Here is a 24,164-nt window from a genome sequence, read left to right as displayed (position 1 = left end):
CCTGCCTAAGACGCTCAATATGGGTTCTTTGGTGCCCTGTCGGTGGAGAGCGACGCGTTACGTCGCGCAACCAGCGCCTCGATGGCATCGGCGAGATGAACCTCGACAATGTTGCGATCTCCGCGGGAGACGCGGATCTTATGGGCCTCCATAAGCACATCCACATGCGTATAGCCGTTCGGCGGTTCAAATCGGTAACACGCAAGCTCGATCAGAAGGCCCATCGGGTCGGTGAAATAGATGGAATCCATGAAGCCCCTGTCCTTGGCGCCAGTATGTTTGATCTTGCGTTCGTCCAGGCGCTTGATCGCCTGCGAGAAGGTGGCGCGTGAGACGGCAAAGGCGATGTGATGCACGCAGCCGGGCTCCGTCGGCGTCCGGCGGGGATCGGGCTTACGATGCTCGTCGGTGAAGACCGTAATGAGCCTTCCATCGCCCGGATCAAAATAAAGATGGCTCTCGGACGCTTTGTCGAGATTGGGTTGCTCAAACACGAAGGGCATACCGAGCACGCCCTCCCAGAAATCGATCGACGTTTGGCGGTCGGCGCCCGTCAGCGTGATGTGGTGAACACCCTGGCTCTGAAGCTTTTGCATGGTGGAATGCTCCACAAGCTTGGACTCTACCATACCGGGGCGCCACCTGCACACCAAGCTCTGCAGCCAATTGATTCCAAAGAGCAGGCGATCTCCAGGGCCGGAACTCCTCAAACGGGGCTTGCGCGGCAACCGGATCTTGCGGGAGGTGGCGCTGCGTCGCCGCTCCCGGTGAAAGAGTCCGCTGCTTAGAGAATCATATCCACCTGACGCTCGATACGAAAAGAGTCACAGCCTCGTAGGATGGGTAGAGCTCTTGCGAAACCCATCACCCCCTTCGCGCCACACTGCCCCAACTCGCTTTGAGTTCTCCGCCCCGTGTCGGCGCGGCGGGTGTTTGAAGATGGGTTTCGCTTCGCTCTACCCATCCTACGCGCTGCCTACGGCTTTCGAGGCGGGGCGCATCAATCACGCGGGGAGTTTGAACCCGCCATCGACGACTACAGCGCACAGATCGAACTCACACCGAATGATCCGAAGGCCCATGGCGCCCGTAGTAAGGCCCACGCGGACAAGCAGGATGAGGTCGCGACGCTCGCCGATCAGCAGAAGGCCATCGAGCTGACCAGACAGCCGGACGACGGCGGCCTCCGCGCGCCACGGTAGCGCGGATGCAGGCATGGCCCCAAGGTCCGCGTTGGGTCACGAGCGCCGTTTTGAGCCATCGGAGTGAGGTCCGGTCTACCCTCAAGTTCGGAAAGATTTCGGCGCTGCTCAAACCGTCGCGAAGGTCCACTTCCGGACTCATGCATCGCAGCAAATGCGTGCTATTCGATCAGCCTCGTCGGCGCGCAGCGCCCACGATGAGGAAATGGCTAAATCTGGATACCGGTCAGACGCCCACAGGTCTCCGATATTGACGGCGGAAGCCACTCTCCGGGTGCGTATCAATCGCAATTTGCTGCGAGGACCGCCAACGCGATTTCGCCATCAGTAATGTAGTGGTTGACCCGCTCGGAGAGGAGATTTTCGCCGGCTTTGTACACTTTCACCGTCTCGATAGATCGATTTTTCCTCAACTCGCCGATAATATAGTCGCGCTCCGCATTTGTGTCAGAATCCGTGGCGTGGGTGATCTGATACGAAAGGCGAGTGAGGGAAAGGCCCGTGTCCTTGGTGCCGGCTCCTATCCAGAGAACGCTTTCATTGTCGGGCGGGCGTTCGGTGTTTAGCCAGAAATCTGCGGTTCCCCAGGTAGCCCGGGCGCGCTTCTGGCTCAAAGCCCAGAACCGTATGTGATGGCGCTTCCGGGGGCTGTTGTCGATTGCCTTCTGAAGGCCGATGTCCTGGCCACGCCCGAAAAGATAGAGTGTGCTGAATGGGGCGGTGGCATATGGAGCGTTCAGCGCGAAGGCTCGGACCATTCCCCATGAGCTGGCCAGACTGAGCCGATCTGCCTCCGACCAGCCGAGCGCCGCAAAGGCCTCGCGAAGCTGCTGGAGGGTGCCGACGAGCACGACATTCACGGGGTCTCCAGGCAATCCGTCACCCGTGATCGTGTAACTCGGTACACGCTTGCTTTGGAGAATCTTCAGCCCTATCCGAATGGCCCTCGGCAGAACAATGTACGCGGCAATGCCGTAGGTGGCACCGACGGCCAGAATCCAGGGTAGTCTGCGGTCCACGGTTTCAAAGACAACAAAGACAATCAACCAAATGCAGAAGATTCCCAATCCGAAGATCAGCAAACGTTGCACAAAACGTTTGAGTAATCTCATGATCTTGCACGGCTTGGTTCGAATTCCGATCGGATCAGCAACTTCTCGACGTCGGCTTGATTAGGTAGAAGATTAAATCCGTATTGTCGTTTGAGCAAATTATTCGCTCCGTTCTACCTCGTTGGTCAGAGCCGCCCTACAGGCGGCATGCAGGTGCATCAGCGAAGGACGATATCAGGGCCACGGACAATGTCTCGTTCGGGTCGTTCGCGACTGAGCCGGGCAGTGCTCGCTACCAATCGATCTCCGCTTCGGTCCCATAGCGCGCGCATTTGTGCAGACGCAGCAAATGACGCGAGGGGCCATTAGGCGACATCCACTTCGGGTAAGCGTCCTAATGGGCACCCAAAGTCGGGAGCGACAGTCGCGAAACCGGCGGCGGGCTCCACTTGCCTGTGAGGGCCTCTGATCTTGGAGCGTAGAGACGCATCAGCAAATTGAATGCGCCCTTTGGGGCGGGAAGCCAGTTGGCCTCGTTGCCTGCACCGGGACCTTCATTCTGGAAGTAAAGGTCCAGTGATCCATCCGCGTTATACTTGAAGGGCATCCAACTGCTGACCGCAAACCGATTGATTGGGTTCGCAACCTGGAAGCCTTGGGCGTCATAGAGCGTGACGGACCAGAAGGCGTCCGCTGGCGGCGTCTCACCTTTGTCGAAGTGCAGCGTGTAATTGTTCGCTCCGTCGAGAGGCTTTCCGGTTTCGTCCGCTAGATTGATAGGGTAGATGGCATCCTCTGGAAGGTTAGCGCCTAAGCCAAGTTGAGCAACAATGGCGCGCTTCAAGTAGTAGTTGCCATATACACCCATCGTGTCGGTGTTCAACGACCAACCGTTCGCCACGCGCGCCAGCGTCGGTATCTTCCACCTCATTAATTGCTGCGCTTCACCGGGAGCGCCCTCCAACGCTTTGCGAACGGCGGGTGCCGTCTTGTCCAGATCAAAGCTCTTTCCTACCTCGAAACCGATCCGCTGCAATTGCGCAATGACCGGCTGGTCGGTGATATGCGGTGGATTGACCTTGAGAAGCTCCGCCGCATAGGCAAAGAACTTCGCGGCGGGCATCGTGTCGATCTGAACCTTTGGCGGCGTTTTCATATCGACGCTTGGATCAATCTTTACTTCCACCGGCTTTGCCGTTTTTCCCCATTCAGCCAGCGGCGTGACCTTGTATCCGGCTTGTATCTTGTGAACTGCATCATAATCCGCTGGGCCGTCTGTCCTAGTTCGCCCAATGATCCAAACAAAGGGCGTCGGCGCGCTAATCCGCGTCATGTCCGCTGGGACCGTCCCGCTCCAGCCGGGGGGTGTGATGAGGAAGTTGCCTGCCTGTGTGCCGGTCGTGCGCCAGCCAGGCGAGGCAAATACATCGGTCCACATATCGAGCATTGGCAACAAGTAATATCGGCCATCAGTATTCGGCGCGGAAACGATCATCGGCTCCTTGGTCATGTCAAGCCACGCAATGGAGTAGAGAGTGTCAAAATTCACTCGCACTACTGTTCTGTAATCTGCGGGTGGATATTCGCTCACATTCGTGAAGGCATTCATCGGGCCTTTGCCTACTTCTTTGCCCGGCTCAATGTTGGTGGATTGCCTTCGCGTCAAATCCATCGTGATCAGTGGATAGAAGTACAGATAAGCATCGACGCCGATGGCGTGCGCTTCTTTTTCCGTTATGGGCGGTGTCTCGGCAAGCGCCGAAACTGTCAGCAACGAGAGAACGGTAGCTAGTGCCACAACGGGCAATCTATTTCTGATCATCTTCTTCTCCCTTTCCACGTGTCACAGGGAGAGACAGGTCGTCGCGACGGCAGATTGATCTAGATCAACCTATGTCCGCTCGGGGTCAAAATGCGAAGAACTGAACGAGAGCAAATCTCGTCCGCTGTGCCTCGCTAAGCGGACCTCGACGAGGCATATGCCACTTCGCTCATCTGCGGATTCGGACATTGTCCTAGCTCGCTTGGTGCTAGGATCAACCGTAGAATCCGGAAAATACCTTTTTGCCTTGAGTGCATCAGCGAGGGGAGGTTCCGATGGTGCTTACCCTGACCGAAGCAGCAATCGCCAGGGTTCTGAAATACGAACAACTCATACCCGCAATGGAAGAGGCGCTGTCGGCCTTTTCAGGCGGGCGCGTCATTCAGCCAGTGCGCAACATGCTCACAATCGAGGAAGGGAAGCGCTTCCTGGGCATCATGCCCGCTGCGGCGGAGCATGGGATCGGCGCCAAGTTAGTCTGCTTCTTTCCGAAGAACGCTGGTACGAACGTGCCGACACATCTAGCCGTGATCATGCTGTTTGAGCCGGAAACAGGGAAGCCACTGGCGTTTTTGGATGGGCGGCTCATTACCGAAATGCGAACAGCAGCCGTCTCGGCAGCGGTGACAAAATATCTCGCTCCCGATGGCAGTAAGGTTCTAACGCTGCTCGGAAGTGGAGTGCAGGCGCACGCGCATCTGCAGGCTCTACGGCACATAGGTAATTTTGAAGAAGTGAGAGTGTGGAGCCGGACGATGGATCATGCGCGGCGCTTTGCCGAACTGCATGATGCAACAGCGATGGACCTCGAACCGGCTGTGCGAGGTGCAGATGTCCTGGTGACCGCAACAAACGCTGTAGAACCCTTCTTGAAGGGCGAGTGGCTGAAGCAAGGTGCACACGTGAACGCGGTCGGCTCTCCGAGGCCGACCTGGCGAGAACTCGACGATGCAGCTATGCATAATACGCTGGTTGTGGACTCCCGCGAAGCCGTGCTCAAGGAATCCGGCGACGTAATTTTGTCCAAAGCTGCTATCTCTGCAGAGGCAGGGGAGCTCTTTGCCGGTTCGAAGAAATTGCAGCGGTCAGAGACAACCATCTTCAAGTCGGTGGGACTCGCCGTCGAGGATATCGCTACTGCGCGGCTCGTCTATGATGCGATTGAGGGTAGCTCAGCGCGGGAGGATGTGACTGAGAGCCCCTGGTAGAAGCACGGCCCCTTGCAGGAGAACAGTCCGCCGGTTGCCGCCCGGCCGCCTTACGGCCCGACGGCGACCGTGCGTGGCTAGAGCGAACCGGCCTGGTTCCATCCGGGCAGTGATCCCGACGGTGACCGAATGACTGTGCGGCGCACCAGCGGCGAACAGGCTCGTCTCGAACCTTCGTCGGATAGATTTGTGCTTGTCCCGCGAGCGCCGATATCGATAGATTGTATGTGTTAGACGCGTTGATTTTTGACCATTTCTTTCAGCATGTGATCAGGGGCTCCGGTCATGTTCGAAAGTCATTTGAATCACCTGTCGCCGCCAGGCATCCGCAAACTCCTCGCAATCGGCGCTCTGCTGGCATCGACCGGCCCGGTATTCGCTCTCACACAGGAAGCGGCGGTCGAGAACTGCCGGATGACGGTCGGCAAGCCCATCGTGCAGGCCTGCATGCAGGCCCAGGGAGGTCGCAAGGCCGGTGCGGATATTGAAGCCTGTCGCGCCAAGGCCAGGCCGCAGGTTCATGCTTGCGTGCTCGCCGCCCTCAACGCAGCGAATGGCCGCGCCAATGTCGCGGTCGCGGCGCCAAAGGAAGAGGCGCCCAAGCTGGCGCCCGGGACGGCACTGCCCAAAGGCTTTGTGGCGCCGCCTCGGACGATCGCCGACATCACTGCAATCCTCGATAGCGAAAAGCCGGACGAGAAGTTGATCGCCGAGTTGAAGGCGGACGCTGATGCCGCGCCGACAGGGAAGGAATCGCGCGAGGATCTCGCGCAATTCTATTTCGATCGTGCCAATGCCCGCTCCCAGCTCGGGCGTCTCGCCGAATCCACCGCCGACGCCAACAAGGCCGTGGAAGTGGGCCGCGGGGCCGTTAGCCCGAACATGATGGGGCGATTGTTGCAGTTGCAGTCGGTGCAATACGCCCTCGCAGGCGATCCCAAGCGCGCGCTGGAGATCATGCAAAGGCTCTTGCGCGAGACGCTCAATGTGCCGGGCGCGAAAGGATATCAGTTCAACGCAAACCGCACGGTTGCGTCCATTCTCATCCAGATGGGTGATGTTGCGCAGGCCGAAGCCTATTTGCGTCGCAGCCTGACTGGGATCCAGGAAGCGCGTACCAGTGGGCTTCCTGGCTGGCGAGCGTCCTATGCAAAGTTCGGCCAGACCTGGGAGGGTGAAATCGAGATTACCCGCGGGATAATATTCGAGGCACGGGGGCAGTTTGCCGAAGCCGAGGCCGCTTATCGCGCGGCGGAGGTGCGCAAGAGAGCCGGTAACAAGGCAGTGTTGGAATCGGAAAACCCGCCAGCAGAGACGCTCCTACTGCAGGTTGTCGACAGCATGGTACTCAATCAGGCGCGCATGAAGGCGAGGCAGGGCAGACTGGCTGAAGCCGAGGTCGACGCGCGCCGGGCCCTTCTGGCACGGCTGAAGGACACCGGCAAATACAATCCGGTCACGCCGCGCTTCGTGATGGGCCTCGCCGGCATTCTGGTCGAGGAAGGCCGCTATGAGGAGGCCGAGCAAATCGGCCGCGTCGCGCTCGAGATCAACAAGACTGTCGGCGTGCCCGAGGAGTCGCAAGCCACCGTGCAGTTGCTCTCGCAGCTTGCCGGCATGCTGACGCTGCGGCGGAAGACGCCTGAGGCGAACGAGATGTATGCGAGGATCGACAAGGCGGTCGCCAACTGGGATCCGCAGCGGCGCCAGGTGTTCGAGCTCAATCCGTCGCGGATCCTGTCGCTCTATGCCTCCGGCCAGATCGATGCCGGCATCGCCGCGGCCGAGCAGTTGGTGAAGAAACAGGTCGGCCGGGTCGGCGAGAACCATTTCGACGCTGCCTCGGCGCGGGGAACGCTGGCGATCGGGCTGATGAGGGCGCACCGCGATGCCGAGGCGATCCGCGAGTTCAAGGCCGCGATCCCGATCATGATGGCGAATGCGCGGGAGAACGCCGACGACGAGAACACGACGGTGGTTGCCGCGCGCACCCAGCGGCTGCAAGGGACCGTCGAAAATTATTTCCTCCTGCTCGCACGCGCCGAGGGAACCAGCAACGAGGTCGGCGAGGAGACCTTCAGCCTTGCCGACGCCATCCGCGGCCGGTCTGTCCAGCAGGCGCTGGCAGCTTCCAGTGCGCGCGCGGCGGCGAAGGACCCGGCGCTGGCCGATCTCGTGCGCAAGGAGCAGGACCTGACCAAGCAGGTCAATGCCCAGCTCGGCACGCTCAACAACGTGCTCGCCATTCCCTCGGCCGATCGCGACGAGAAGGGCGTTCAGCAGATCCAGGCCTCGATCGCGGCGTTGCGCGGCGAGCGCGACAAGGCGCGGCAGGAGATCAAGCAGAAGTTTCCGTCTTACGCCGATCTGGTTTCGCCCAAGCCGCCGAGCGTAGCTGAAATCCGCGCGACGCTGTCCGACAACGAGGCGATGCTGTCGTTCTATTTCGGCCAGAACGGCAGCTTCGTTTGGGCCGTCCCCAAGTCGGGTCCGGTAGCCTTCGCCGCAGTCAATGCCAGGATCGGCGACATCGAGAGCAAGATCCGCAAGCTGCGCGAGGCGCTCGAGCCGCAGGCGGCGATGATCTCGGACATTCCCCCGTTCGACCTCAAGCTCGCCTACGAGCTCTACGAGCTCCTGCTGAAGCCGGTCGAAGGCGGCTGGAAGCCGGCGAAGAACCTGATCGTCGTCACCAACGGCGCGCTCGGCCTGCTGCCGCTCTCATTGCTGCCGACGGCGCCTGCGGAGGTGTCGCAGGATGACGACCCGCTGTTCGTCAGCTATCGCAACGTGCCATGGCTTGCGCGTACCCATGCGGTAACGACGGTGCCGTCGGCGGCCGCTTTGAGGACGCTGCGGAAATTACCGCCAGGCAAGCCCGGACGCAGCGAGCTGGTGGCGTTCGGCGATCCCTATTTCAACAGGGATCAGCAGGCCGAGGCGGAAGCCACCGATGCCAAGGTCCAGGTTGCGGATGCCGGCGGCAACGTGACACGCGGCATGCCCTTGAAGCGGCGTAACAGTCCGAAGCTGGAAGGCGTCGACAGCGCCGAGCTCGCGCTGCTGCCCCGGCTGCCCGACACCGCGGACGAGTTGAAGTCGATCGCGATTGCCTTGCAGGCTGACCCGTCAAAGGTCTTGTTCCTGGGCAGCAAGGCGACCGAGAGCGCGGTCAAGACCATGAACCTCTCCGGCTTCAAGATCCTCGCCTTCGCGACCCATGGCCTCGTGCCGGGCGAGCTCAACGGCCTGACCCAGCCCGCGCTCGCACTGTCGTCGCCGGCGGTGACGGGAGAGGAGGGGGATGGCCTCCTGACCATGGAGGAGATCCTAGGCCTCAAGCTCGATGCGGATTGGGTCATCCTGTCGGCATGCAACACCGGTGCTGGAGCAGGGGCCGGCGCCGAGGCGGCCTCGGGCCTTGGCCGCGCCTTCTTCTATGCCGGTACGCGTGCGCTGCTGGTCACGAACTGGTCGGTGCATTCGCAATCGGCGCGGCAGCTGGTGACGGACCTGTTCAAGCGGCAGGCGGACGATCCGAAGATCGGACGCAGCGAGGCGCTGCGCCAGGCGATGATGGCTCTCGTCGACGGCCCAGGCTATCTTAACGGCGAGGGCAAGACCGAATTCGCCTACGCGCATCCGCTGTTCTGGGCGCCGTACTCGATCATCGGCGACGGCGGGGTACGCTAGCGGGACGTGGTGTGTGGGAAGGAAGGGTTGAGCGAGGATGATGCGGAAGACGCTGCTCGGGCTCGTCGCGGCCGGCCTCTTGAGTTCGGGGGCCGCGCGAGCGACGCAATTGATCACGGAAGACGAAGCCAGGCTGCCACCGCCGAAGGCGGCCATTGCGACCGACCGGCGCGGCATTTTGCGCGGTCCGAAGGTGGAAGTGGTTTCGCCCAGCGATGCCGTCAGCTCGCCGCTGCGATTGCAGCTCAAGTTCGAGTCCTTCGGCGGGGCGAAGATCGATCCGGACTCGGTCAAGGTGATCTTCCTGCGCTCGCCCAACGTGGACCTGACCGCGCGGGTCAAGCCGTTCATCCAGGCCGACGGCATCAACATGCAGGATGCCGAATTGCCGCCGGGCGAATATATGGTGCGGGTCGACATCAAGGACAGCGACGGCCGCCCCGGCACTGCCAGTTTCATCCTGAAAGTCGCGCCGAAATGAAGCGATGAAGTGTCCCTATTGCCAGTCGGACAATGCCGAGAGCGCGCTGGTCTGCGCGTCCTGCGCGCGCGACATCGCCATTCCCGCCACGCTGATCGCCGAGCGCGACGATCTTCTGCGCAAGCGGGACCTGCTACGTGAGGAGTTGCGGCGCGCCCGAGCCGAGATCGAGGCGATCATGACCCGCAGGAAGTCGCGCTGACGATGGAGTGCCCGTTCTGCGCCGAGACCATCAAGGATGAGGCCATCGCGTGCAAGCACTGCTCGCGCGATCTTCGTGTCGTGCGTCCCATGCTCGCCGAGATCGACGAGATCGTCGCTGACCTCGACCGGCTCAGGCGCGATCTTGATCGGGTCGGCGCCCGGCTCGAGCGTTACAACAATCCGCTGCGGTATTTTGCGACCCACGCGGTTCTCTATGTCGTAATTCCCGCGCTGCTGCTGGTGGCCGCGCACGTCCTCGTTACCATCACCTTCAACATCTCGCCGCTGCCGCTGCGGCTGGCGTCGATCCTCATACCCCTGCTGTTCGGCCTCATCGCTTATCCGCTGCACCGGATCTCCCTGATCGGTGCGCTGGTGCTGGGCGTGCTGTGTGCGGCCCTCAGCATCCAGCTGATGCTGACGGTGACCGGCATCCACGACCGCGTCCCGATCCTTCCCGAAGTCTGGGTCGAGTGGCGCGAGGTCTTCGAATATGGCGCGAGCATCCTGCTCGCCTTCCTGTCCGGGAACATCCTCGGTGTCGTGATCTTCCAGGTGCTGCCGCGGGTGCTGACGCAAGGCGGCAAGCCCAACGCCTTCGCCTTCAGGATGGCGCGCCTTCTCGGCCAGCATGTCGGCGAGGAGCAACTGCGCCGCAGGGCGCGCCTGATCCAGGACCTCATGCAGACGGTCGGCCCGCTCGTGGGCGTCGCCGCCACGGCGGTCGGCTCGATCTATGCGGGATTGAAGGGGATCCTCGGGTAGGGGCCGGCTGCGTCAATCCGCAAGAGCAAACGAGCGCAGTTCACTCGGGTAGCCCCGCCTTGCGGAGACCTTCGAGCGCCAGCCTTGCGTTGGTCTGTCCACCTCGAGCCATCCACGTGGATATCGTGAAGGCGGGATCAAGCTGGAGCAGACGGCCCGCAGCTTCATGCGCTTCTGCGTCACGTCCGAGATGGGCAAAAGCAGACGCCAGACACCAGTAAGTCGCCGAAAGAGAGGGGTTGAACCGGAAAGCCTTCTTGCCCGCGGCGATGGCCTCGTCAAAGCGACGAAGCTCGATAAAGGCCATCCCCATGCCAACCGATAACCGGTCCAGCATCGCGTCGATCGGGCTCAGGCGCGTTGCATGTTCGAAGCTGCGGATCGCTTCCTCCGGAGCCCCCGCAGTGTGATAGACCCAGCCTCTGTCGAGCCATAGCCAGTATGAATTGGGGTTGAGCGCGACCGCCCGGTCGACCATCTCGATACTTCGTTCGAAATCGCCGACCATGAACGCCAAGACCAACGCGGACGTTGCCAACGTCTGCGGATCACCATCATCGATCCTTGACGCGAGGTGCACAAACCGCACTGCTTCATTCCTGTCGGATTGAGGGGCAGTCGAGAAGCCCCATAGTACCTTGACCATGTGACAGAGACCCGCCAGCGCCGCGACAAAACCGAACCCGGGATCGAGCTCGAGGGCGCGATTGGCCAGCCTGATCGCCTCGGCCACACCCTTGCGGGTCGCCAGGGAATACTGAGCCATGGCTCGGAGTTGAAGATCATAGGCGGTGAGGTTTTCCGGCCGCCGCCGAGTTGCCGCTGCAATTTCCGTTCGAAGCAATGTTGGCAGGATCGCGCAGACGACCGCGGTCGTTATCTCATCCTGAAGTACGAAAATATCGCTCAGGTCTCGCTCGAAGCTATCCGCCCAGACATGCGCGCCCGTTGCCGCGTCGATCAATTGTCCTGCTATGCGAACTTTTCCGGACGCCTTGCGCACGGAGCCCTCGAGGACATAGCGCACGCCGAGCCTGCGTCCGACTTCCTTGATGTCGATCGCCTTGCCTTTGAAGGCGAAGCTCGAATTGCGAGCGATCACGAACAGCCAATGGAACCGCGAAAGCGCTGTCGTGATTTCCTCGACCATGCCGTCGGCGAAGTATTCCTGCTCGGGATCGCCGCTCATGTTGTTGAACGGCAGTACGGCAATCGAGATCCGCTCCGGATAAGGTAGCGTCTGTTCCGGCCGATCCCAAGACCCGGCAATCACATGCGCAGGCTCTCGCTCTTCGTGCACGACCCCGACGAAGCGGACGCCCTTGCGCGGTAGCGTCCTGATGAGCCGCTGCTCCTCGCCGCTGTCGCCGATCGCGCATCGGACCCCATTGATGCGGGTCGTCAGCGCCGAGTCCGAAACGACCCGCCCCTTCCAGATCGCAGCGATGAGGTCGTCCTTGCTGACCACATGTTCGCGATTGTAGATCAGGTACGCGAGAAGATCGAAGACTTGCGGCGCGACGACAACGAGGTCGCCGTTACGGCGGAGCTCACGCTGATCCGTGTTGAGAGTGCAGTCCGCGAATGAATAAAACAAATGCTGCCCCTCCAGGTAAGATGGCACCATGGATCGGGTTAGAAGGTAACGGTAAGAAAAAAGAAAGCCGCTTGTAAAGTGTTCCGGAGGACATGCTGGCATCCTCCGAACACGTCGAACAAGAACAGCATCGCCGCATGCCGATCTCGCGTTGCGGGGGAGGTCATCATGAGGGGCCTGATTGCGCTGATGGGCGGTACATGGTTGCTGCAGACCATCGCATCTGCCCGACGCGCCGGCACCTCGCTTGCCGTGTTGTCGCTCTGCACGGCGTGCATCCTCGGGCCCACGAACGACGCCAAGGCCCAATGCACCGCACGCGATGTGTTGCAGAGACAGTTGACGCTCAAGACGGCTCCCGCTGTCCCGAAGCCGCAGAGCCCGGTGACGTCCGCTTCGGATGTTGCGGTGTGGAAGACGATAACAATCGGGACATTCTCGAATTCGTTCGCCCTTCTTAATGCCATGAGTGCGATCGGTTGCGGCGTCGGCGACTCGGCTGCGGCGGCTCTTGCTCGGCCGGCCTTTACCGTCAGCGGCACGAAAGTGGCGGTGGAGCTTCTGACGGTGTCGGCGGCCGAACTGGGCTTTCAGGGCGAGACGGCGTCGCTACGGAAAATCTACGCGCTCGCGCAGCAACTGGGCTTCGGCCTTGCGCCGGCTGAAATCGCGCCGCAGCTCAGGCTTCAATATTTGGACCAGCCCATCGGTGAGTTTCTCATCATAGGAATGGAGCCGATCCGGACATGGACAGGTGAAGCAGTCATCCTGACCGTGGCAAATGGCGGAGCAGGCCTCATCCTCATCGGCCAGGACGGTCGCGCCGATGCGGAAATACCCCTGACCTCCCGCTTCGTGTTCGTGCGCACCTTGCCTGTGGCGCCGGCAGGTCTTGAAATCAGCCCACGTGCTTCAGCCGGTGACGATGCGAGCCCATCCGCCGCGAAAGGGCAGAGTTGTTGCCGCTTGCCAAGCCTGAACCAACAACAAGTCGATGAAGACAAACGTTCATCGAGATTGCGTTGAGATTCGTTCCTCAAACCTCGCTCGATAAATGCCTCTTGGATCTTTCACATCACAATGGAGGTAGTCCCATGCCGATCGTGCAATTTACCCGTTTCAAGACCGACAAGCCTGAGGAAATGACCAAGATTGTCAGGCAGGCGAAGAAGATCTTCGAAAAACACGGTGCCGAATTTCTTCGGCTGTCCCGTTTCCACACGGGCCACTGGGCAGGAGAGTTGCTGGTGACGACGCGCTATTCCAGTTGGGAAGTCTACGGCAAGGTGCAGGAGGCCGTGGCAAAGGACCCGGAATTCGCGCAGGTGATGGCTGACGGACTGAAGATTTCCGAACTACAGGGCCGTAACATCGCCGTCAGCATCGATATCTAGTCGGGACGTCGCACAGCGAACCAGGTTGAACGCGGAGGCCGCTGGACATGAGCCGGCGGCCTCCGCTCCCGTGCAGCCTTGCTGGTGGTGCCGAAAGGCGCGATGATGTTGAACCCGGCGCAATCGATAGTACCGGGTGAATGTTCAACGACTGTCCTGCTTCGTCCTGCGGTTAAGTAAAGTGCTGGGAGAGGTCGATGGCGCACGTTGGCAAGCACGCGATCGTTGTGGGCGCGGGAATGGGTGGTCTTCTGGCCGCTCGCGCTTTGGCGGATCATTTCGACGAAGTTACGGTACTTGAGCGTGACGCGCTGCCGGATTCGCCTGATCCTCGCAAAGGCGCACCGCAAGGACGGCATACCCACGGATTGCTTGCCCGTGGGCGCGAGGTACTCGAGCAATCGTTTCCCGGCTTTACCGAGGGAATCATTGCGCAGGGAGCAGTACCTGCGGACATGGTCAACGATGGCCTTTGGTTCAACTACGGCGGCTATCTTCACAATACCCCCAGCAAGATGGTCGCGCTCGGGGTGAGCCGACCGACGCTGGAGAGCTTCGTACGACGGCGGCTCGTTCAACTACCCAATATTCGGTTGCGGGAGCGACGTGACGTCGTGGAGCCGTTGTTTGATCGCCAGTCAAGCCGCGTGACTGGCGTTTGCGTCCGATCAAAAGATGGTTCAGATGACAGGGAAACAATAGAAGCCGATCTCGTGGTTGATACCAGCGGTCGCGGGTCATCAAGCCCGACATGGCTTAACACGTTTGGTTTCGAAAAGCCGCCAGAGGAGCAGGTGACTGTCAATCTTGGCTATGTCACTCGCTTCTATCGTCTCAAACCCGAACATATGGAGAAGTTTTTGTATGGTAGGAAGTTCGTTCTTATGGGAGCGTGCTTGCCTGATTTTCGCTTTGGTGCCCTTTTGCCACAGGAGGGCGAACGTTGGACCGTGACATTAGGCGGTTACATGGGCGATCAAGTACCAGCGGATGACGCTGGTTTCCTTGAATTTGCACGTAGCTTGCAAAAGCCGGAAATATTCAACGTGATCCAGAATGCAGAACCGCTCACTCCGCTTGCGACATACAAGTTTATTTCGAACGTACGACGGCACTACGAGAAACTGGCTCGCTTCCCAGAAGGCTATCTGGTGTATGGCGACGCCTTGTGCAGCTTCGATCCTGTCTATGGTCAGGGAATGACGGTTGCCTGTTTGGAATCGCTGGCCTTGCGCGAGTGTTTGGCAAAAGGAACACAAGGCCTTGCTCATCGATTCTTCCAGATGGCCAGTCGGTTCATTGAAGCTCCCTGGCAAATTGCCGTGGGCAGTGATTTGCAAAACCCGCGTGTTGAGGGCAAGCGGACGGCGCAGGTGCGCTTTGTCAACTGGTACATAGGGAAGTTTTACCGCGCGGCGCATCGTGACGCGGCGCTGGCGACCAAGTTCTTGGAAGTGGCCAACCTTGCGCAACAGCCGACCGCGTTGCTGAGCCCGGCGAACGCGCTGAAAGTGTGGAATGGAAGTCGCGACATGCAGCACCGCGACGTTGGTCGGGGGCACCAGGCCGCTTAGCCCCGACCGGCTTCAGTCAAATGACAGCAATGATCCCGTCGAGGAGAGGTGCCGATGCGGCGCGCATCAGGGCACAATAGTGGAGCTCGTTGGAGGTTGCCGACGGGGGCAGAAATAACGTCGCGGCATCGACAGGTCCGTCATGCTCCTTCGAGGTCGGCGAGGATGGCGTCGATGAACGGCTCTTTGGCGGCGAGATATTCTTGAATGCCCCCAGTATTCTCTCGCTCCAATCGAAATTTCAGTTCTTGGTATCTCATGCGGTCTGCTGCGTGCCGTCGCAGGTGGTCTCGAAACCTCAGCATTCTGACGATCTGCGGATGACCTTCATGGCAGATATGAAGCTTGTGCGTACGAACCCTACTGACGTCGCGTTTGAAGAAACTGTGGCCGGAGGACAAATCGCCTCCACGGCGGTAACCAAGTTCTTCCAAGGATTGTTTCCATTGCTCCACCGAGCCGGTGAGATTGACGACCGCAAGTATGTCAATTTCATCTTTCGCGGCTAACTCGGGTACGGCTGTGCTCCCGACGTGATGAATCTCCAGTAAGACGGGTCCAAAAACAGGTCGCAGGCGTATCGCTTCACTCGCATATTGTTGTGGCCACCTCGGGTCATAAGTTCGTATCCGATTAGTGAGCGGCATGAATAAACGTTAGCCGGAGGGAGCGATCACGAAAGCCATCGAGAGCACATCTTCATAGTGCCCTTCAATCTGAACGGCTTTCCGATGTAGGCCCTCGGTTTCAAAGCCAACTGCTTTGTATAGGGCGATTGCATTGACGTTCCCTTCTCGAACAGTCAGATCGATACGCGTTAGCCCAAATGCGAGCGCGGCATCGATGGTCCGTCGCACAAGTTCGCGACCAATCCCGCGACGGCGATGCTTCGGCAATAGGCCCATACCCAATGTACCGCAATGAGCCTGCACCGTTCTACGAGCATTGGGGAGTATGTCGCACCACCCTATGATTTGGCCGTCAACCAGCGCAACAAACTGAGGAAAGCCTTCGCTGATGTTCTTGAGAACAAATGATCTCATTTGCTCAAGTGGGGGGCTTCCAAGAACGAAAGAAATCGCCTTTCCCGTGCCACCGCATCCAGAACTTCACGGAAGCCCTCGACGTCGCCTTCAGCGATTGGCCGAATTTCATGGCCCATAGTGAGTTAGCTTCCCGTTCTAGCTTTCACGACACCACAGATCGCATGTGTGCTACAAACGGTAGCATTTAACTTGCTCGCGCGGCAAGTTTGGTTCGAGCTCATTTGGTTAGCTTCTGAGGCCTGCTATGGCCAAGAACGACAAAACTCAAAGTGAGCATAACCGGCCAGCCATCCGGCCCTCGGCTACTTTGCATGGGGTTGTTTTCCAGATTTTGGTCAGCGCGCGAAACGGCCGCTCAGCGCCGGCCGCGGGGTGCCTCGGCCTTGGCGGGGGCGTCGGTCTGCGGCGCGCAGGAGGCGGCGGCCAGCGAAGTTTGCGCCTGCGGCATCAGGCCGGGCTCGGCGGCGAGCGCCTTCATGACGATCAGACCGGTCGCGCTCGGGGAATCGATGATGAGGCGGTCGGCCGCGGTGACCTCCTCGTCCTCGGGCAGCGCGTTGTGCTGGGCTTCCGTCATCAAATCGAGCTCGATAACCTTCTTGCCGGCGGAGCGGTCGTTGATCGCGTAATAGGCGATCTCGTTGCGGGTGTAGAACGACACCGAGGTGTAGGCCTGGCTCACCGGCACCTTCAGCTTCAAAGGGCCGCCGGAGAGATCGTAGCGGCAGATCGCGAGGGCAAAGGCCGGGTCCATGAACGGCATCGGCGAGGTGTTGGGATCGGCGAGCGGAAGCTGCGTGACCGCGTTTTCCTTGGTCATCGGCGTCAGCCGCGAATAGGCGTCCTGGGTCGCGATGCGCGGCAGCGCCAGCACGCTGACGAGGTGAACGATGAGGCCCAGCAGCACGCCAGCCAATATCGTGAACGCGAGCCGGATCATGGGCAGCCCACCGTCGCGATCTGAGGCATCGGCGCGTCGCGCTGGGTGCGCGTGGCGACGCCGACGGGCGTGTCGTAGAGGCGGAGCATCAGCGCGTAACGCTCGATGCCGCCGGTCGGCAGCCAGTTGCCGGAGCGGGAGCGCGAGGCAATGCGGATCTCGAACGTGCCATCCGACTGCCGCACGATCTCCTGGCTGGTGAAGCCGTAGCGCTGCAGCGAGTTGGCGACGAGATGACCCTTGCGGTCATAGAGGGTCAGCGTCCAGAACCGCGCCGGCGGGGTCACGCCAGAGACCACAATGTCACAGCGGCCGTCGAGCGCCTTCTTCTTGTCGTCAGTGGTCGCGGTGAACGCCACGCCGTCGCCGGTGCCGATCGGCAACTCGCCGTTGCGCACGATGGTGGCGCGCGAATAGGGGTCGACGTCGGCCGTGCCGGTGCGCGGCCGCGCGGTCCAGGCGCCGATGGTGAGCGCGCCGATATCGGTGCCGCGCGTCGTCGTCATCCAGGTCGCGCCGACGCCGACGACGGTCGCGAGCAGAAGGGCCGTCAATGTGATGATGATCAGCCGCACGGGATCAGGTCAGTTCTTGCGCGGGCCGGACGAGGTCGCGTTCTCCTCCGCCGCATAGTTCTGCGGGAAGGCGAGCGCGCTCGACGGCGAGGCGGGCTTGGCCGGCTTCGCGGTGTCGTCGGATGTCGTCTTGGTCGCGGTCTTGGCCGCATCGTCGAGCAGCTTCTCCACCCGCACCAGGATATCTGCGCCGCGCTTGGTCAGGACCGGCGGCGGACCGGGCTTGGTCTCCAGCACTTTTGGCGCCGCATTGGCCTGCGCGTTGGCCTCCTTCGGCTGCGGCAGCAGCTTCTGGCCCATGCCGATGCCGGGAATCTCCCGGACCTCCACACCCTGATGGGCCGCGACCATGATGTCGTGCCAGGTCTGCGCCGGCAGCGAGCCGCCGGTCATGCGGTTGGTCGGCGAGTAGTCGTCATTGCCGTACCAGACCGCGCAGGTGAAGTTGCCGGTGTAGCCGACGAACCAAGCGTCGCGATAGGCGTTGGTGGTGCCGGTCTTGCCCGCGGTCGGAATGCCGTCGAGCGCGGCGCGGCGCGCGGTGCCTTCGCTGACCACGTGGCTCATCATGCCGGCCATGTCGGCGGCGATGTTCGGCGGAATGGCCTGCCGCGGCTTCGGGCCGTCGCGGTCCCAGCGCCAGACCAGATCACCGGCGCCGGTGCGCACCTCCAGCACAGCGTGTGGCGTCACCGCCTTGCCGCGGTTGGGGAAGGTCGCGTAGGCCACTGCATGCTCGATGACGGTGACTTCGTCCGAGCCGATCGGCAGCGACGGCGTGTCGGGCAGCGGCGCCTTGATGCCGAAGCGGCGGGCGACCTCGACGATCTTGGCGCGGCCGATCTTGGCGGGGTTGGGCGCCTTCGGCTGCTCCTTGGCGCCGATCGCGATCGAGAGCTTCACTGGCACGACGTTGATGGAGCGGGTGATCGCCTGGGTCAGCGTCACCGAGCCGGAATAGGAGTGGCCATAGTTCTGCGGACACCAGTTGCCGATGCAGACCGGGCCGTCGACCACAACCGAATTCGGCGTAAAGCCGTTTAGCAGGGCCGTCGTGTAAACATATGGTTTGAAAGAGGAACCGGGCTGCCGATAGGCGTCGGTCGCGCGGTTGAACTGGCTTGCGCCATAGTCACGGCCGCCGACCATGGCGCGGATGCCGCCATCGAGGTCCGACACCACGGTCGCGGCCTGCGTCGCGTGATAGTCGCGGCCGAACTGGCGAAGCTGGTTCTCGATTGCTTCTTCCGCGGCCTTCTGCACGTTGGTGTCGATCGCGGTGCGGACCACGAAGACGCGCTCGGTGTAGGATTTCGGGAAGGTGTCGACGAGCTTGCGCATCTCGTCGAAGGCGTAGTCGAGATAGTAGTTCGGCGAGGCCTCGTCGCGGCGGTCGACAGCGAAGGCCGGGTTGCGGCGGGCGCCGAACACCTGGCCCTCGGTCATGAAGCCGGCATCGACGAGGTTGTCGAGCACCACGTTGGCGCGGGCGCGGGCCGCGGGCAGGTTGATATGGGGGGCGTATTTGGTCGGCGCCTTGAACAGGCCGGCGAGCATCGCGGCTTCCGCAAGCGTCACGTCGCGCGCCGACTTGTTGAAGTAGAAATGCGCCGCGCCGTCGACGCCAAAGGTGCCGCCGCCCATATAGGCGCGGTCCAGATACAGCTTCAAAATCTCGTTCTTGGTCAGGCGCCATTCCAGCCAGACCGCGAGGAACGCCTCGTTGATCTTGCGCTCGATGGTGCGCTCGTTGCTCAAGAACAGGTTCTTGGCGAGCTGCTGGGTGATCGAGGAGCCGCCCTGGCGGACGCCGCCGGCCTGGGCGTTGGTGACGAGCGCGCGCGCGGTGCCGGCGATGTCGATGCCGAAATGGTCGTAGAAGCGGCGGTCTTCGGTGGCGAGCGTCGCCTTGATCAGCACGTCCGGAAAGTCTTCCAGCGGGATCGAGTCATTGTGCTTGATGCCGCGGCTGCCGATCGGGTTGCCGTAGCGGTCGAGGAAGGTCACCGCGAGGTCGGACTTCTTCAGCCAGTCTTCATCCGCCGTCTCGCGGAAGGCGGGGATGGCAAGGGTGAGCAGCAGCACGAGCCCGCCGAGGCCGAGCGTGGCGGCCTCCGACAGCGGCTCGATGAACACCCAGCGCTTCCACCGCCCGACATAGAAGCGGTCCATGAAGGTCGAGTAGCGTTCATAGAGCTCGCGGATGCCCTTGGCCGAGGAGAACAGCGAGGAATCGATGCGCGCGTCGAGATCCAGGAAGAAATTCCGGGCCTTGCTCTTCCAATGCGGTGGTATGATCTGGCGCACCTAGAACCCTTGAGGCTCGGTTCGAAAGCGTTCAAGCACCCGGCCGGGGCGGCATCGAGACGTCTTGCGGGACTGTTGCGGCAAACCCAAGGCGCCCAATTTGCGTCCTTCGGGGGACTCGCAGGTTGTTCTAGCCGAGCGGGGGCCATAAACCAATGGTCAGCCTCGCGATTTTGAACGACAGGCCTAATTGGCCCCGCATCTTTACGGAACGTCGATGGCGCCGCTTGCAGCGCCATCGGCTCGCGCCCTAGATGGCTTGGCCGATTGTCTTATGAAATCAGTTGAAGACGCTATGACCGCAGCTCCCAAACAACCTTCAGGCCAGGAAGGATTCTTCTGGAAAACCAAGACGTTGGAGCAGATGTCGGAGGCTGAATGGGAAAGCCTTTGCGACGGCTGCGGCCGCTGCTGCCTGAACAAGCTCGAGGACGAGGACACCGGGGACATCTATTTCACCCATGTCGGCTGCAAGCTGCTCGATGCCGGCACTTGCGCCTGCAAGGACTACCCGAATCGGTCCGAGAAGGTGCCGGACTGCGTGCGCCTGACGCCGGCCAATGTCCGAACCCTGAACTGGCTGCCGCCGAGCTGTGGCTACAAGCTCGTCGCCGAAGGGCGCGACCTCTATTGGTGGCACCCGCTGATCTCAGGCGATCCCAATACCGTGCATGAAGCGGGCGTCTCCGTCCGTGGCCGGGTCGAGGGCAGCGAGGACGAGATCCCGGACGAGGAGCTCGAGGATCACATCGTCGAGTGGCCGGCGCTGCTGCCGAAGCGGGCACGGCTGAGGCGGCCGCCCAAAGACTGACAAGGCCTGACGACCGTTCCTGCTTCCGAACCGATCACGTCTTCGGGATGATCCGGGGACGGGATCCTCCCATGCGTCGAGGTGCCTGCCTCGATGAGGATTTGCTGCGTACATTGCAATTCATAGAACGATTCCCTCGCGGCGTTGCGCCGCAACCAAGAACTACGTCCGAAATGAACAAGTTCGCACGGCAGAGCCATCAACCTGCCGATATCGGGCCATTGCCTGATGACATCGCCGAAGAGCTGTCCCGCCTTCCGACCGAGGTCTTGAGCGTCGACGACGCCCCCTCCATCGCTCCGCCGGCGCCGCTGACCACGGACGAGGTCCGCACCATCGTCATCAGCCTGATGTTGACGATGTTCCTGGCGGCGCTCGACCAGACCATCGTGGCGACCGCGCTGCCGACCATCGGGCGCCAGTTCCGCGACGTCTCCAACCTTTCCTGGGTGATCACGGCCTATCTGCTGGCCGGCACCGCCGTGGCGCCGGTGTTCGGCACGCTCAGCGACATCTACGGCCGCCGCGCCATGATCATCACCTCGCTCAGCCTGTTCGTGGCGGGCTCGATCCTGTGCGCGGTCGCGCCCAACATGCCGATGCTGATTTTGGCGCGCGGCCTCCAGGGGCTTGGCGGCGGCGGCATCATGCCGGTGGTGCAGACCGTGATCTCCGACGTGGTCAGCCCGCGCGAGCGCGGCCAGTACCAGGCTTATTTCTCCAGCGTCTGGATGGTGGGCGGCATCCTCGGTCCCGTGATCGGCGGTGTGTTCGCCGAGCATCTGCACTGGTCGATGATCTTCTGGATCAACCTGCCGCTCGCAGCCGCTGCGCTCGCGCTGCTGCTGCCCAAGATGGGCAAGATCCCGGCCTTCCATCGCAAGCGCAAGGTCGACTGGTTCGGCGGCGTCTTGCTGATGGCGTCCGCGGTTGTCTTCATGCTGGTCTTGACCTGGGGCGGCACCCGCTACCCCTGGCTCTCGCCGACCGTGATTGCGATGATCGGCGCCGCGGTCGCGCTCGCCGTGACCTTCGTGTGGCACGCACGGCGGGCGGACGAGCCGTTCCTGCCGTTGCCGCTGCTCAGCGGAACGGTCGCGCCTTACGCGCTCACGGCCGGCGGCTGCGCGCTCGGTGCGATGACCGGTCTTACCGTGCAGCTGCCGCTGTATTACGAGTCGGTCTACCATCTCAGCGCCAGCGAGGCGGGACTTGCGCTCATTCCGCTCGCGGCGGTCTCGACCTGCGGCGCGGCGATCGCCGGCCGCACCATGGCGCGCGCGAAGCACTATAAGCGCGTCGCCGTCGTCGGTACCTCATGGGCCGCGCTGTGCGGACTGGGGCTCACGTTCTCCACGCTGCCGCTGTGGGCTCTCTTGGTCTTGATGGCCGCCTTCGCGCTCGGGCTAGGTACGACCTTCCCGGTCTGCGTGGTCTCGCTGCAGAATTCGGTCGCCCGAGCCCAGGTCGGCACCATCACCGGTGCAATGAACTTTTTCCGCTCGCTGATGTCCTCGTTCACGGTCGCGGCCTTTGCGGCCATCCTGTTGATCTCGCTCGGCGCCGACATCCCGCTCGCCGGCGAGCATCATGGTGCGATCAACGCGATTCCCTCGGCCGACATGATGATGGCGTTCCGCTACGTTTTCGGTGCCGCGGCCGCGATGATGGCGCTCGCCTCGCTCTGCCTGATCCTGATGGAGGAGCGGCCGCTGGCCGGGCCTGCGACCGCGCAACCCGTCGATATGGCGGAGTAGGCGGCCTCATCCGCCGCGATCGGCGTACGGATTGTCATCAGTGCTGCGCTCGGCTGCCTTCCTCGCTGCCGCCGCAAGATGGTCCTTCAGCCGGGCGAGCGCCTCGGCGGACCAGTCCTGGACATCGGTGACGGCGACCCAGGCATCGACGTAGTGCTCGGGCGCGTAGACATGGCCAAAGCCCATCGGCGTGTTGGTCGCAACCGCCATGTCGAGGGCGAGCTGGAGCATTGTCACGACGGGATACCAGCGCAGCTCCGGTGAAACGTCCGGACCGCGTGGCGCCTTCATCCAGGCTGGCGCTCGGTAGGCATCGTGGTAGTCGAACAGCACGATCGGGTCGCTGGCATACTGCAGATAGACGACGCGCAGCGCACCCCAGGGCGCATCCGCCGGCACCGTCGGCCCGTTCTGGTTCATGAAACGGACGAAGCGGCCGTCGCGAAATTCCGGCAGCCAGGCCGGCGAGCCCTGATTACGATTCGCGGTGATCGAGCGCCAGATGCGGCTCTCGAACGGCGGCCCGCTCCACAGCGCCCCCGCAATGGGATCGCCGATCGTCTCGAAGAGCTCGGCGGATTTTTCCGAGTTCATGGCGCCGAGGCTGAGGCCATGCAGGTATAGTTTTGGCCGCTTGTCCCTCGGCAGGGTCGTCCAGTAGCCATAAACTTCCGAGAACAGTGCACGCGCGGCTTCCGCGCCGTATTCGGGCTGAAACAGCAGCGACAGCGGGCTGTTGAGATAGGAATATTGCATCGCGACGCTGGCGACATCGCCGTGGTGGAGATATTCGACCGTGCCCATCGCTGCGGGGTCGATCCAGCCGGTGCCGGTCGGCGTGATGACGATCAGGATGGAGCGCTCAAAGCCGTGCTGGCGCTTGAGTTCGTCGAGCGCCAGCCTCGCGCGCGCCTGCGCCGTGTCGCGGGCGCCGAGGCCGACATAGACGCGCACGGGTTCCTGCGCGGGGCGCCCGGTGAAGGCGCTGATCTCTGCGGCAGTTGGACCTGAGGCCACGAATTCGCGGCCCGCGCGCCCCAGCTCATTCCATTTCACCAGCGATGCCGTGCTTCCCGTCTTCTCAGGCGCGGTCGGCTGCGGGCGTTCCGGCTCGAGCAGGGCGTCGAATTCGCGGAAGGAGGAATCGAGCGCGCGGAACGCCGTGCGGATGAGGAGATTGTTGGCGATCGACCAGAACAGCAGCGCCGCCACCGCTACGCCAAGGACGTTTGCGATCTTTCTCGGAATGACACGACTTTTGCGCGCGGCCAGAAAACGAACCAGAAGCACGAACAGCCGCCCCAGCGCCAGAAGCACGACGAATGTGAGCAGCGCGATGGCGCAGACCTTGAGCGGATGCGCGGTTTCGACCGGCGCCATATTCATGACGGCGCGGATCGAGTTCTGCCACTCGGCGGCCCGCGTGAGATAGATGATGACGACAAGCAGGCAGCCGGCAGCGACCAGCGCGTTGGCGGTCGATCGCACCCGCGCCGAGGGCTCGGGCAGTTCAAGGTAATGCCACAGCCAGCGCCAGAGGAGGCCGGCTGCGTAGCCGATCGCGAAGCAGGCGCCGGCCAGCGCGCCTTGCGTGAGATAGCTGCGCGGAATGAGCGTCGGCGTGAGTGAAGCCGCGAAGAACAGTGCGCCCAGCATGAGGCCGACGCCCGACAGCGACAACATCTGCCGCCGGATCAACGAAGCGAGATGTTCGCCGACACTCATGTGTCCCCGCT

General features: G+C 61.9%; 21 protein-coding genes. 11 read left to right on the top strand and 10 right to left on the bottom strand.

What is annotated here, in order from left to right; translation table 11 throughout:
• Window positions 1–14: 14 nt before the first annotated feature.
• Window positions 15–596 carry a VOC family protein gene (locus NLN62_RS47985; RefSeq protein WP_254113876.1) on the bottom strand — a complete coding sequence of 194 codons (582 nt, stop codon included), beginning with the start codon at window positions 594–596 and terminating at the stop codon, window positions 15–17.
• Between the two features lie 333 nt (window positions 597–929).
• Here NLN62_RS47985 and NLN62_RS47980 point away from each other — a divergent pair, with 333 nt between their 5' ends.
• Window positions 930–1,202, top strand: a complete 273-nt coding sequence (locus NLN62_RS47980; protein ID WP_254113297.1) for a hypothetical protein — start codon at window positions 930–932, stop codon at window positions 1,200–1,202.
• A 281-nt stretch (window positions 1,203–1,483) separates the two neighbouring features.
• Here NLN62_RS47980 and NLN62_RS47975 read toward each other — a convergent pair whose 3' ends face one another.
• Together NLN62_RS47975 and NLN62_RS47970 are read right to left on the bottom strand one after the other, a co-directional pair.
• On the bottom strand, window positions 1,484–2,314 hold the full coding sequence (locus tag NLN62_RS47975) for an LssY C-terminal domain-containing protein (RefSeq protein ID WP_254113296.1): 831 nt from the start codon (window positions 2,312–2,314) through the stop codon (window positions 1,484–1,486).
• 334 nt (window positions 2,315–2,648) lie between these two features.
• On the bottom strand, window positions 2,649–4,076 hold the full coding sequence (locus NLN62_RS47970; RefSeq protein ID WP_254113295.1) for a DUF1254 domain-containing protein: 1,428 nt from the start codon (window positions 4,074–4,076) through the stop codon (window positions 2,649–2,651).
• A 275-nt stretch (window positions 4,077–4,351) separates the two neighbouring features.
• Between NLN62_RS47970 and NLN62_RS47965 the strand changes: the two genes are divergently transcribed.
• The 5 genes from NLN62_RS47965 to NLN62_RS47945 all read left to right on the top strand — a co-directional run bounded on the left by NLN62_RS47965 (window position 4,352) and on the right by NLN62_RS47945 (window position 10,427).
• A complete protein-coding gene (locus NLN62_RS47965; RefSeq protein ID WP_254113294.1) occupies window positions 4,352–5,284 on the top strand; it encodes an ornithine cyclodeaminase family protein in 933 nt (310 codons plus the stop codon).
• Window positions 5,285–5,569: 285 nt separating this feature from the next.
• Window positions 5,570–8,977 (top strand): CHAT domain-containing tetratricopeptide repeat protein, encoded by a 3,408-nt coding sequence (locus NLN62_RS47960; protein ID WP_254113293.1) that lies wholly within the window; start codon window positions 5,570–5,572, stop codon window positions 8,975–8,977.
• A 37-nt stretch (window positions 8,978–9,014) separates the two neighbouring features.
• Window positions 9,015–9,458, top strand: a complete 444-nt coding sequence (locus tag NLN62_RS47955) for a hypothetical protein (RefSeq protein WP_245287946.1) — start codon at window positions 9,015–9,017, stop codon at window positions 9,456–9,458.
• Window positions 9,459–9,462: 4 nt separating this feature from the next.
• Window positions 9,463–9,660, top strand: a complete 198-nt coding sequence (locus tag NLN62_RS47950) for a hypothetical protein (protein ID WP_254113292.1) — start codon at window positions 9,463–9,465, stop codon at window positions 9,658–9,660.
• Window positions 9,661–9,662: 2 nt separating this feature from the next.
• On the top strand, window positions 9,663–10,427 hold the full coding sequence (locus NLN62_RS47945; RefSeq protein ID WP_254113291.1) for a hypothetical protein: 765 nt from the start codon (window positions 9,663–9,665) through the stop codon (window positions 10,425–10,427).
• Window positions 10,428–10,467: 40 nt separating this feature from the next.
• On the opposite strand, the gene NLN62_RS47940 is transcribed toward NLN62_RS47945, so the two are convergent.
• Window positions 10,468–12,024 carry a winged helix-turn-helix domain-containing tetratricopeptide repeat protein gene (locus NLN62_RS47940; protein ID WP_254113290.1) on the bottom strand — a complete coding sequence of 519 codons (1,557 nt, stop codon included), beginning with the start codon at window positions 12,022–12,024 and terminating at the stop codon, window positions 10,468–10,470.
• A gap of 168 nt (window positions 12,025–12,192) precedes the next feature.
• Between NLN62_RS47940 and NLN62_RS47935 the strand changes: the two genes are divergently transcribed.
• From NLN62_RS47935 to NLN62_RS47925, 3 genes are all read left to right on the top strand, one after another.
• Window positions 12,193–13,050, top strand: a complete 858-nt coding sequence (locus NLN62_RS47935; RefSeq protein WP_254113289.1) for a hypothetical protein — start codon at window positions 12,193–12,195, stop codon at window positions 13,048–13,050.
• 68 nt (window positions 13,051–13,118) lie between these two features.
• Window positions 13,119–13,418, top strand: coding sequence for a hypothetical protein (locus NLN62_RS47930; RefSeq protein ID WP_027521290.1), 300 nt, complete (start codon window positions 13,119–13,121; stop codon window positions 13,416–13,418).
• Window positions 13,419–13,615: 197 nt separating this feature from the next.
• Complete coding sequence (locus tag NLN62_RS47925) at window positions 13,616–14,992, top strand: NAD(P)/FAD-dependent oxidoreductase (RefSeq protein WP_254113288.1); 1,377 nt, start codon at window positions 13,616–13,618, stop codon at window positions 14,990–14,992.
• A 140-nt stretch (window positions 14,993–15,132) separates the two neighbouring features.
• On the opposite strand, the gene NLN62_RS47920 is transcribed toward NLN62_RS47925, so the two are convergent.
• The 5 genes from NLN62_RS47920 to NLN62_RS47900 all read right to left on the bottom strand — a co-directional run bounded on the left by NLN62_RS47920 (window position 15,133) and on the right by NLN62_RS47900 (window position 19,860).
• Window positions 15,133–15,639 carry a GrpB family protein gene (locus NLN62_RS47920; protein WP_254113287.1) on the bottom strand — a complete coding sequence of 169 codons (507 nt, stop codon included), beginning with the start codon at window positions 15,637–15,639 and terminating at the stop codon, window positions 15,133–15,135.
• A 9-nt stretch (window positions 15,640–15,648) separates the two neighbouring features.
• Window positions 15,649–16,035 carry a GNAT family N-acetyltransferase gene (locus NLN62_RS47915; RefSeq protein ID WP_254113286.1) on the bottom strand — a complete coding sequence of 129 codons (387 nt, stop codon included), beginning with the start codon at window positions 16,033–16,035 and terminating at the stop codon, window positions 15,649–15,651.
• A 358-nt stretch (window positions 16,036–16,393) separates the two neighbouring features.
• On the bottom strand, window positions 16,394–16,978 hold the full coding sequence (locus tag NLN62_RS47910; RefSeq protein WP_027521288.1) for a DUF1254 domain-containing protein: 585 nt from the start codon (window positions 16,976–16,978) through the stop codon (window positions 16,394–16,396).
• Window positions 16,975–17,553, bottom strand: coding sequence for a DUF1214 domain-containing protein (locus NLN62_RS47905; protein WP_027521287.1), 579 nt, complete (start codon window positions 17,551–17,553; stop codon window positions 16,975–16,977). Before NLN62_RS47905 ends, NLN62_RS47910 begins: the two co-directional genes overlap by 4 nt.
• Before the next feature lie 9 nt (window positions 17,554–17,562).
• On the bottom strand, window positions 17,563–19,860 hold the full coding sequence (locus tag NLN62_RS47900) for a transglycosylase domain-containing protein (RefSeq protein ID WP_254113285.1): 2,298 nt from the start codon (window positions 19,858–19,860) through the stop codon (window positions 17,563–17,565).
• A gap of 295 nt (window positions 19,861–20,155) precedes the next feature.
• On the opposite strand from NLN62_RS47900, the gene NLN62_RS47895 reads away from it, so the two are divergent.
• Window positions 20,156–20,671 carry a YcgN family cysteine cluster protein gene (locus NLN62_RS47895; RefSeq protein ID WP_027521285.1) on the top strand — a complete coding sequence of 172 codons (516 nt, stop codon included), beginning with the start codon at window positions 20,156–20,158 and terminating at the stop codon, window positions 20,669–20,671.
• Window positions 20,672–20,844: 173 nt separating this feature from the next.
• On the top strand, window positions 20,845–22,428 hold the full coding sequence (locus tag NLN62_RS47890) for an MDR family MFS transporter (RefSeq protein ID WP_254113284.1): 1,584 nt from the start codon (window positions 20,845–20,847) through the stop codon (window positions 22,426–22,428).
• A 6-nt stretch (window positions 22,429–22,434) separates the two neighbouring features.
• Here NLN62_RS47890 and NLN62_RS47885 read toward each other — a convergent pair whose 3' ends face one another.
• Window positions 22,435–24,153: an alpha/beta-hydrolase family protein gene (locus NLN62_RS47885; RefSeq protein WP_254113283.1), complete on the bottom strand. Its 1,719-nt coding sequence runs from the start codon at window positions 24,151–24,153 to the stop codon at window positions 22,435–22,437.
• Between the last annotated feature and the right edge of the window lie 11 nt (window positions 24,154–24,164).

Origin of the sequence: Bradyrhizobium sp. CCGUVB23 (genome assembly GCF_024199885.1) — a bacterium.
In the GTDB taxonomy this organism is placed as follows: Bacteria; Pseudomonadota; Alphaproteobacteria; order Rhizobiales; family Xanthobacteraceae; genus Bradyrhizobium.
The sequence above is the reverse complement of the archived record's forward strand: the minus strand, read 5'-3'. Positions and strand labels throughout refer to the sequence as shown.

What these genes read in the sequence shown, in the direction of transcription:
- NLN62_RS47970 (WP_254113295.1), bottom strand. Translation starts at nt 4,076, where the DNA reads ATGATCAGAAATAGATTGCCCGTTGTGGCACTAGCTACCGTTCTCTCG.
- NLN62_RS47935 (WP_254113289.1), top strand. Translation starts at nt 12,193, where the DNA reads ATGAGGGGCCTGATTGCGCTGATGGGCGGTACATGGTTGCTGCAGACC.
- NLN62_RS47920 (WP_254113287.1), bottom strand. Translation starts at nt 15,639, where the DNA reads ATGCCGCTCACTAATCGGATACGAACTTATGACCCGAGGTGGCCACAA.
- NLN62_RS47950 (WP_254113292.1), top strand. Translation starts at nt 9,463, where the DNA reads ATGAAGTGTCCCTATTGCCAGTCGGACAATGCCGAGAGCGCGCTGGTC.
- NLN62_RS47890 (WP_254113284.1), top strand. Translation starts at nt 20,845, where the DNA reads ATGAACAAGTTCGCACGGCAGAGCCATCAACCTGCCGATATCGGGCCA.
- NLN62_RS47955 (WP_245287946.1), top strand. Translation starts at nt 9,015, where the DNA reads ATGATGCGGAAGACGCTGCTCGGGCTCGTCGCGGCCGGCCTCTTGAGT.
- NLN62_RS47975 (WP_254113296.1), bottom strand. Translation starts at nt 2,314, where the DNA reads ATGAGATTACTCAAACGTTTTGTGCAACGTTTGCTGATCTTCGGATTG.
- NLN62_RS47985 (WP_254113876.1), bottom strand. Translation starts at nt 596, where the DNA reads ATGCAAAAGCTTCAGAGCCAGGGTGTTCACCACATCACGCTGACGGGC.
- NLN62_RS47925 (WP_254113288.1), top strand. Translation starts at nt 13,616, where the DNA reads ATGGCGCACGTTGGCAAGCACGCGATCGTTGTGGGCGCGGGAATGGGT.
- NLN62_RS47895 (WP_027521285.1), top strand. Translation starts at nt 20,156, where the DNA reads ATGACCGCAGCTCCCAAACAACCTTCAGGCCAGGAAGGATTCTTCTGG.
- NLN62_RS47910 (WP_027521288.1), bottom strand. Translation starts at nt 16,978, where the DNA reads ATGATCCGGCTCGCGTTCACGATATTGGCTGGCGTGCTGCTGGGCCTC.
- NLN62_RS47885 (WP_254113283.1), bottom strand. Translation starts at nt 24,153, where the DNA reads ATGAGTGTCGGCGAACATCTCGCTTCGTTGATCCGGCGGCAGATGTTG.
- NLN62_RS47960 (WP_254113293.1), top strand. Translation starts at nt 5,570, where the DNA reads ATGTTCGAAAGTCATTTGAATCACCTGTCGCCGCCAGGCATCCGCAAA.
- NLN62_RS47930 (WP_027521290.1), top strand. Translation starts at nt 13,119, where the DNA reads ATGCCGATCGTGCAATTTACCCGTTTCAAGACCGACAAGCCTGAGGAA.
- NLN62_RS47915 (WP_254113286.1), bottom strand. Translation starts at nt 16,035, where the DNA reads ATGAGATCATTTGTTCTCAAGAACATCAGCGAAGGCTTTCCTCAGTTT.
- NLN62_RS47965 (WP_254113294.1), top strand. Translation starts at nt 4,352, where the DNA reads ATGGTGCTTACCCTGACCGAAGCAGCAATCGCCAGGGTTCTGAAATAC.
- NLN62_RS47945 (WP_254113291.1), top strand. Translation starts at nt 9,663, where the DNA reads ATGGAGTGCCCGTTCTGCGCCGAGACCATCAAGGATGAGGCCATCGCG.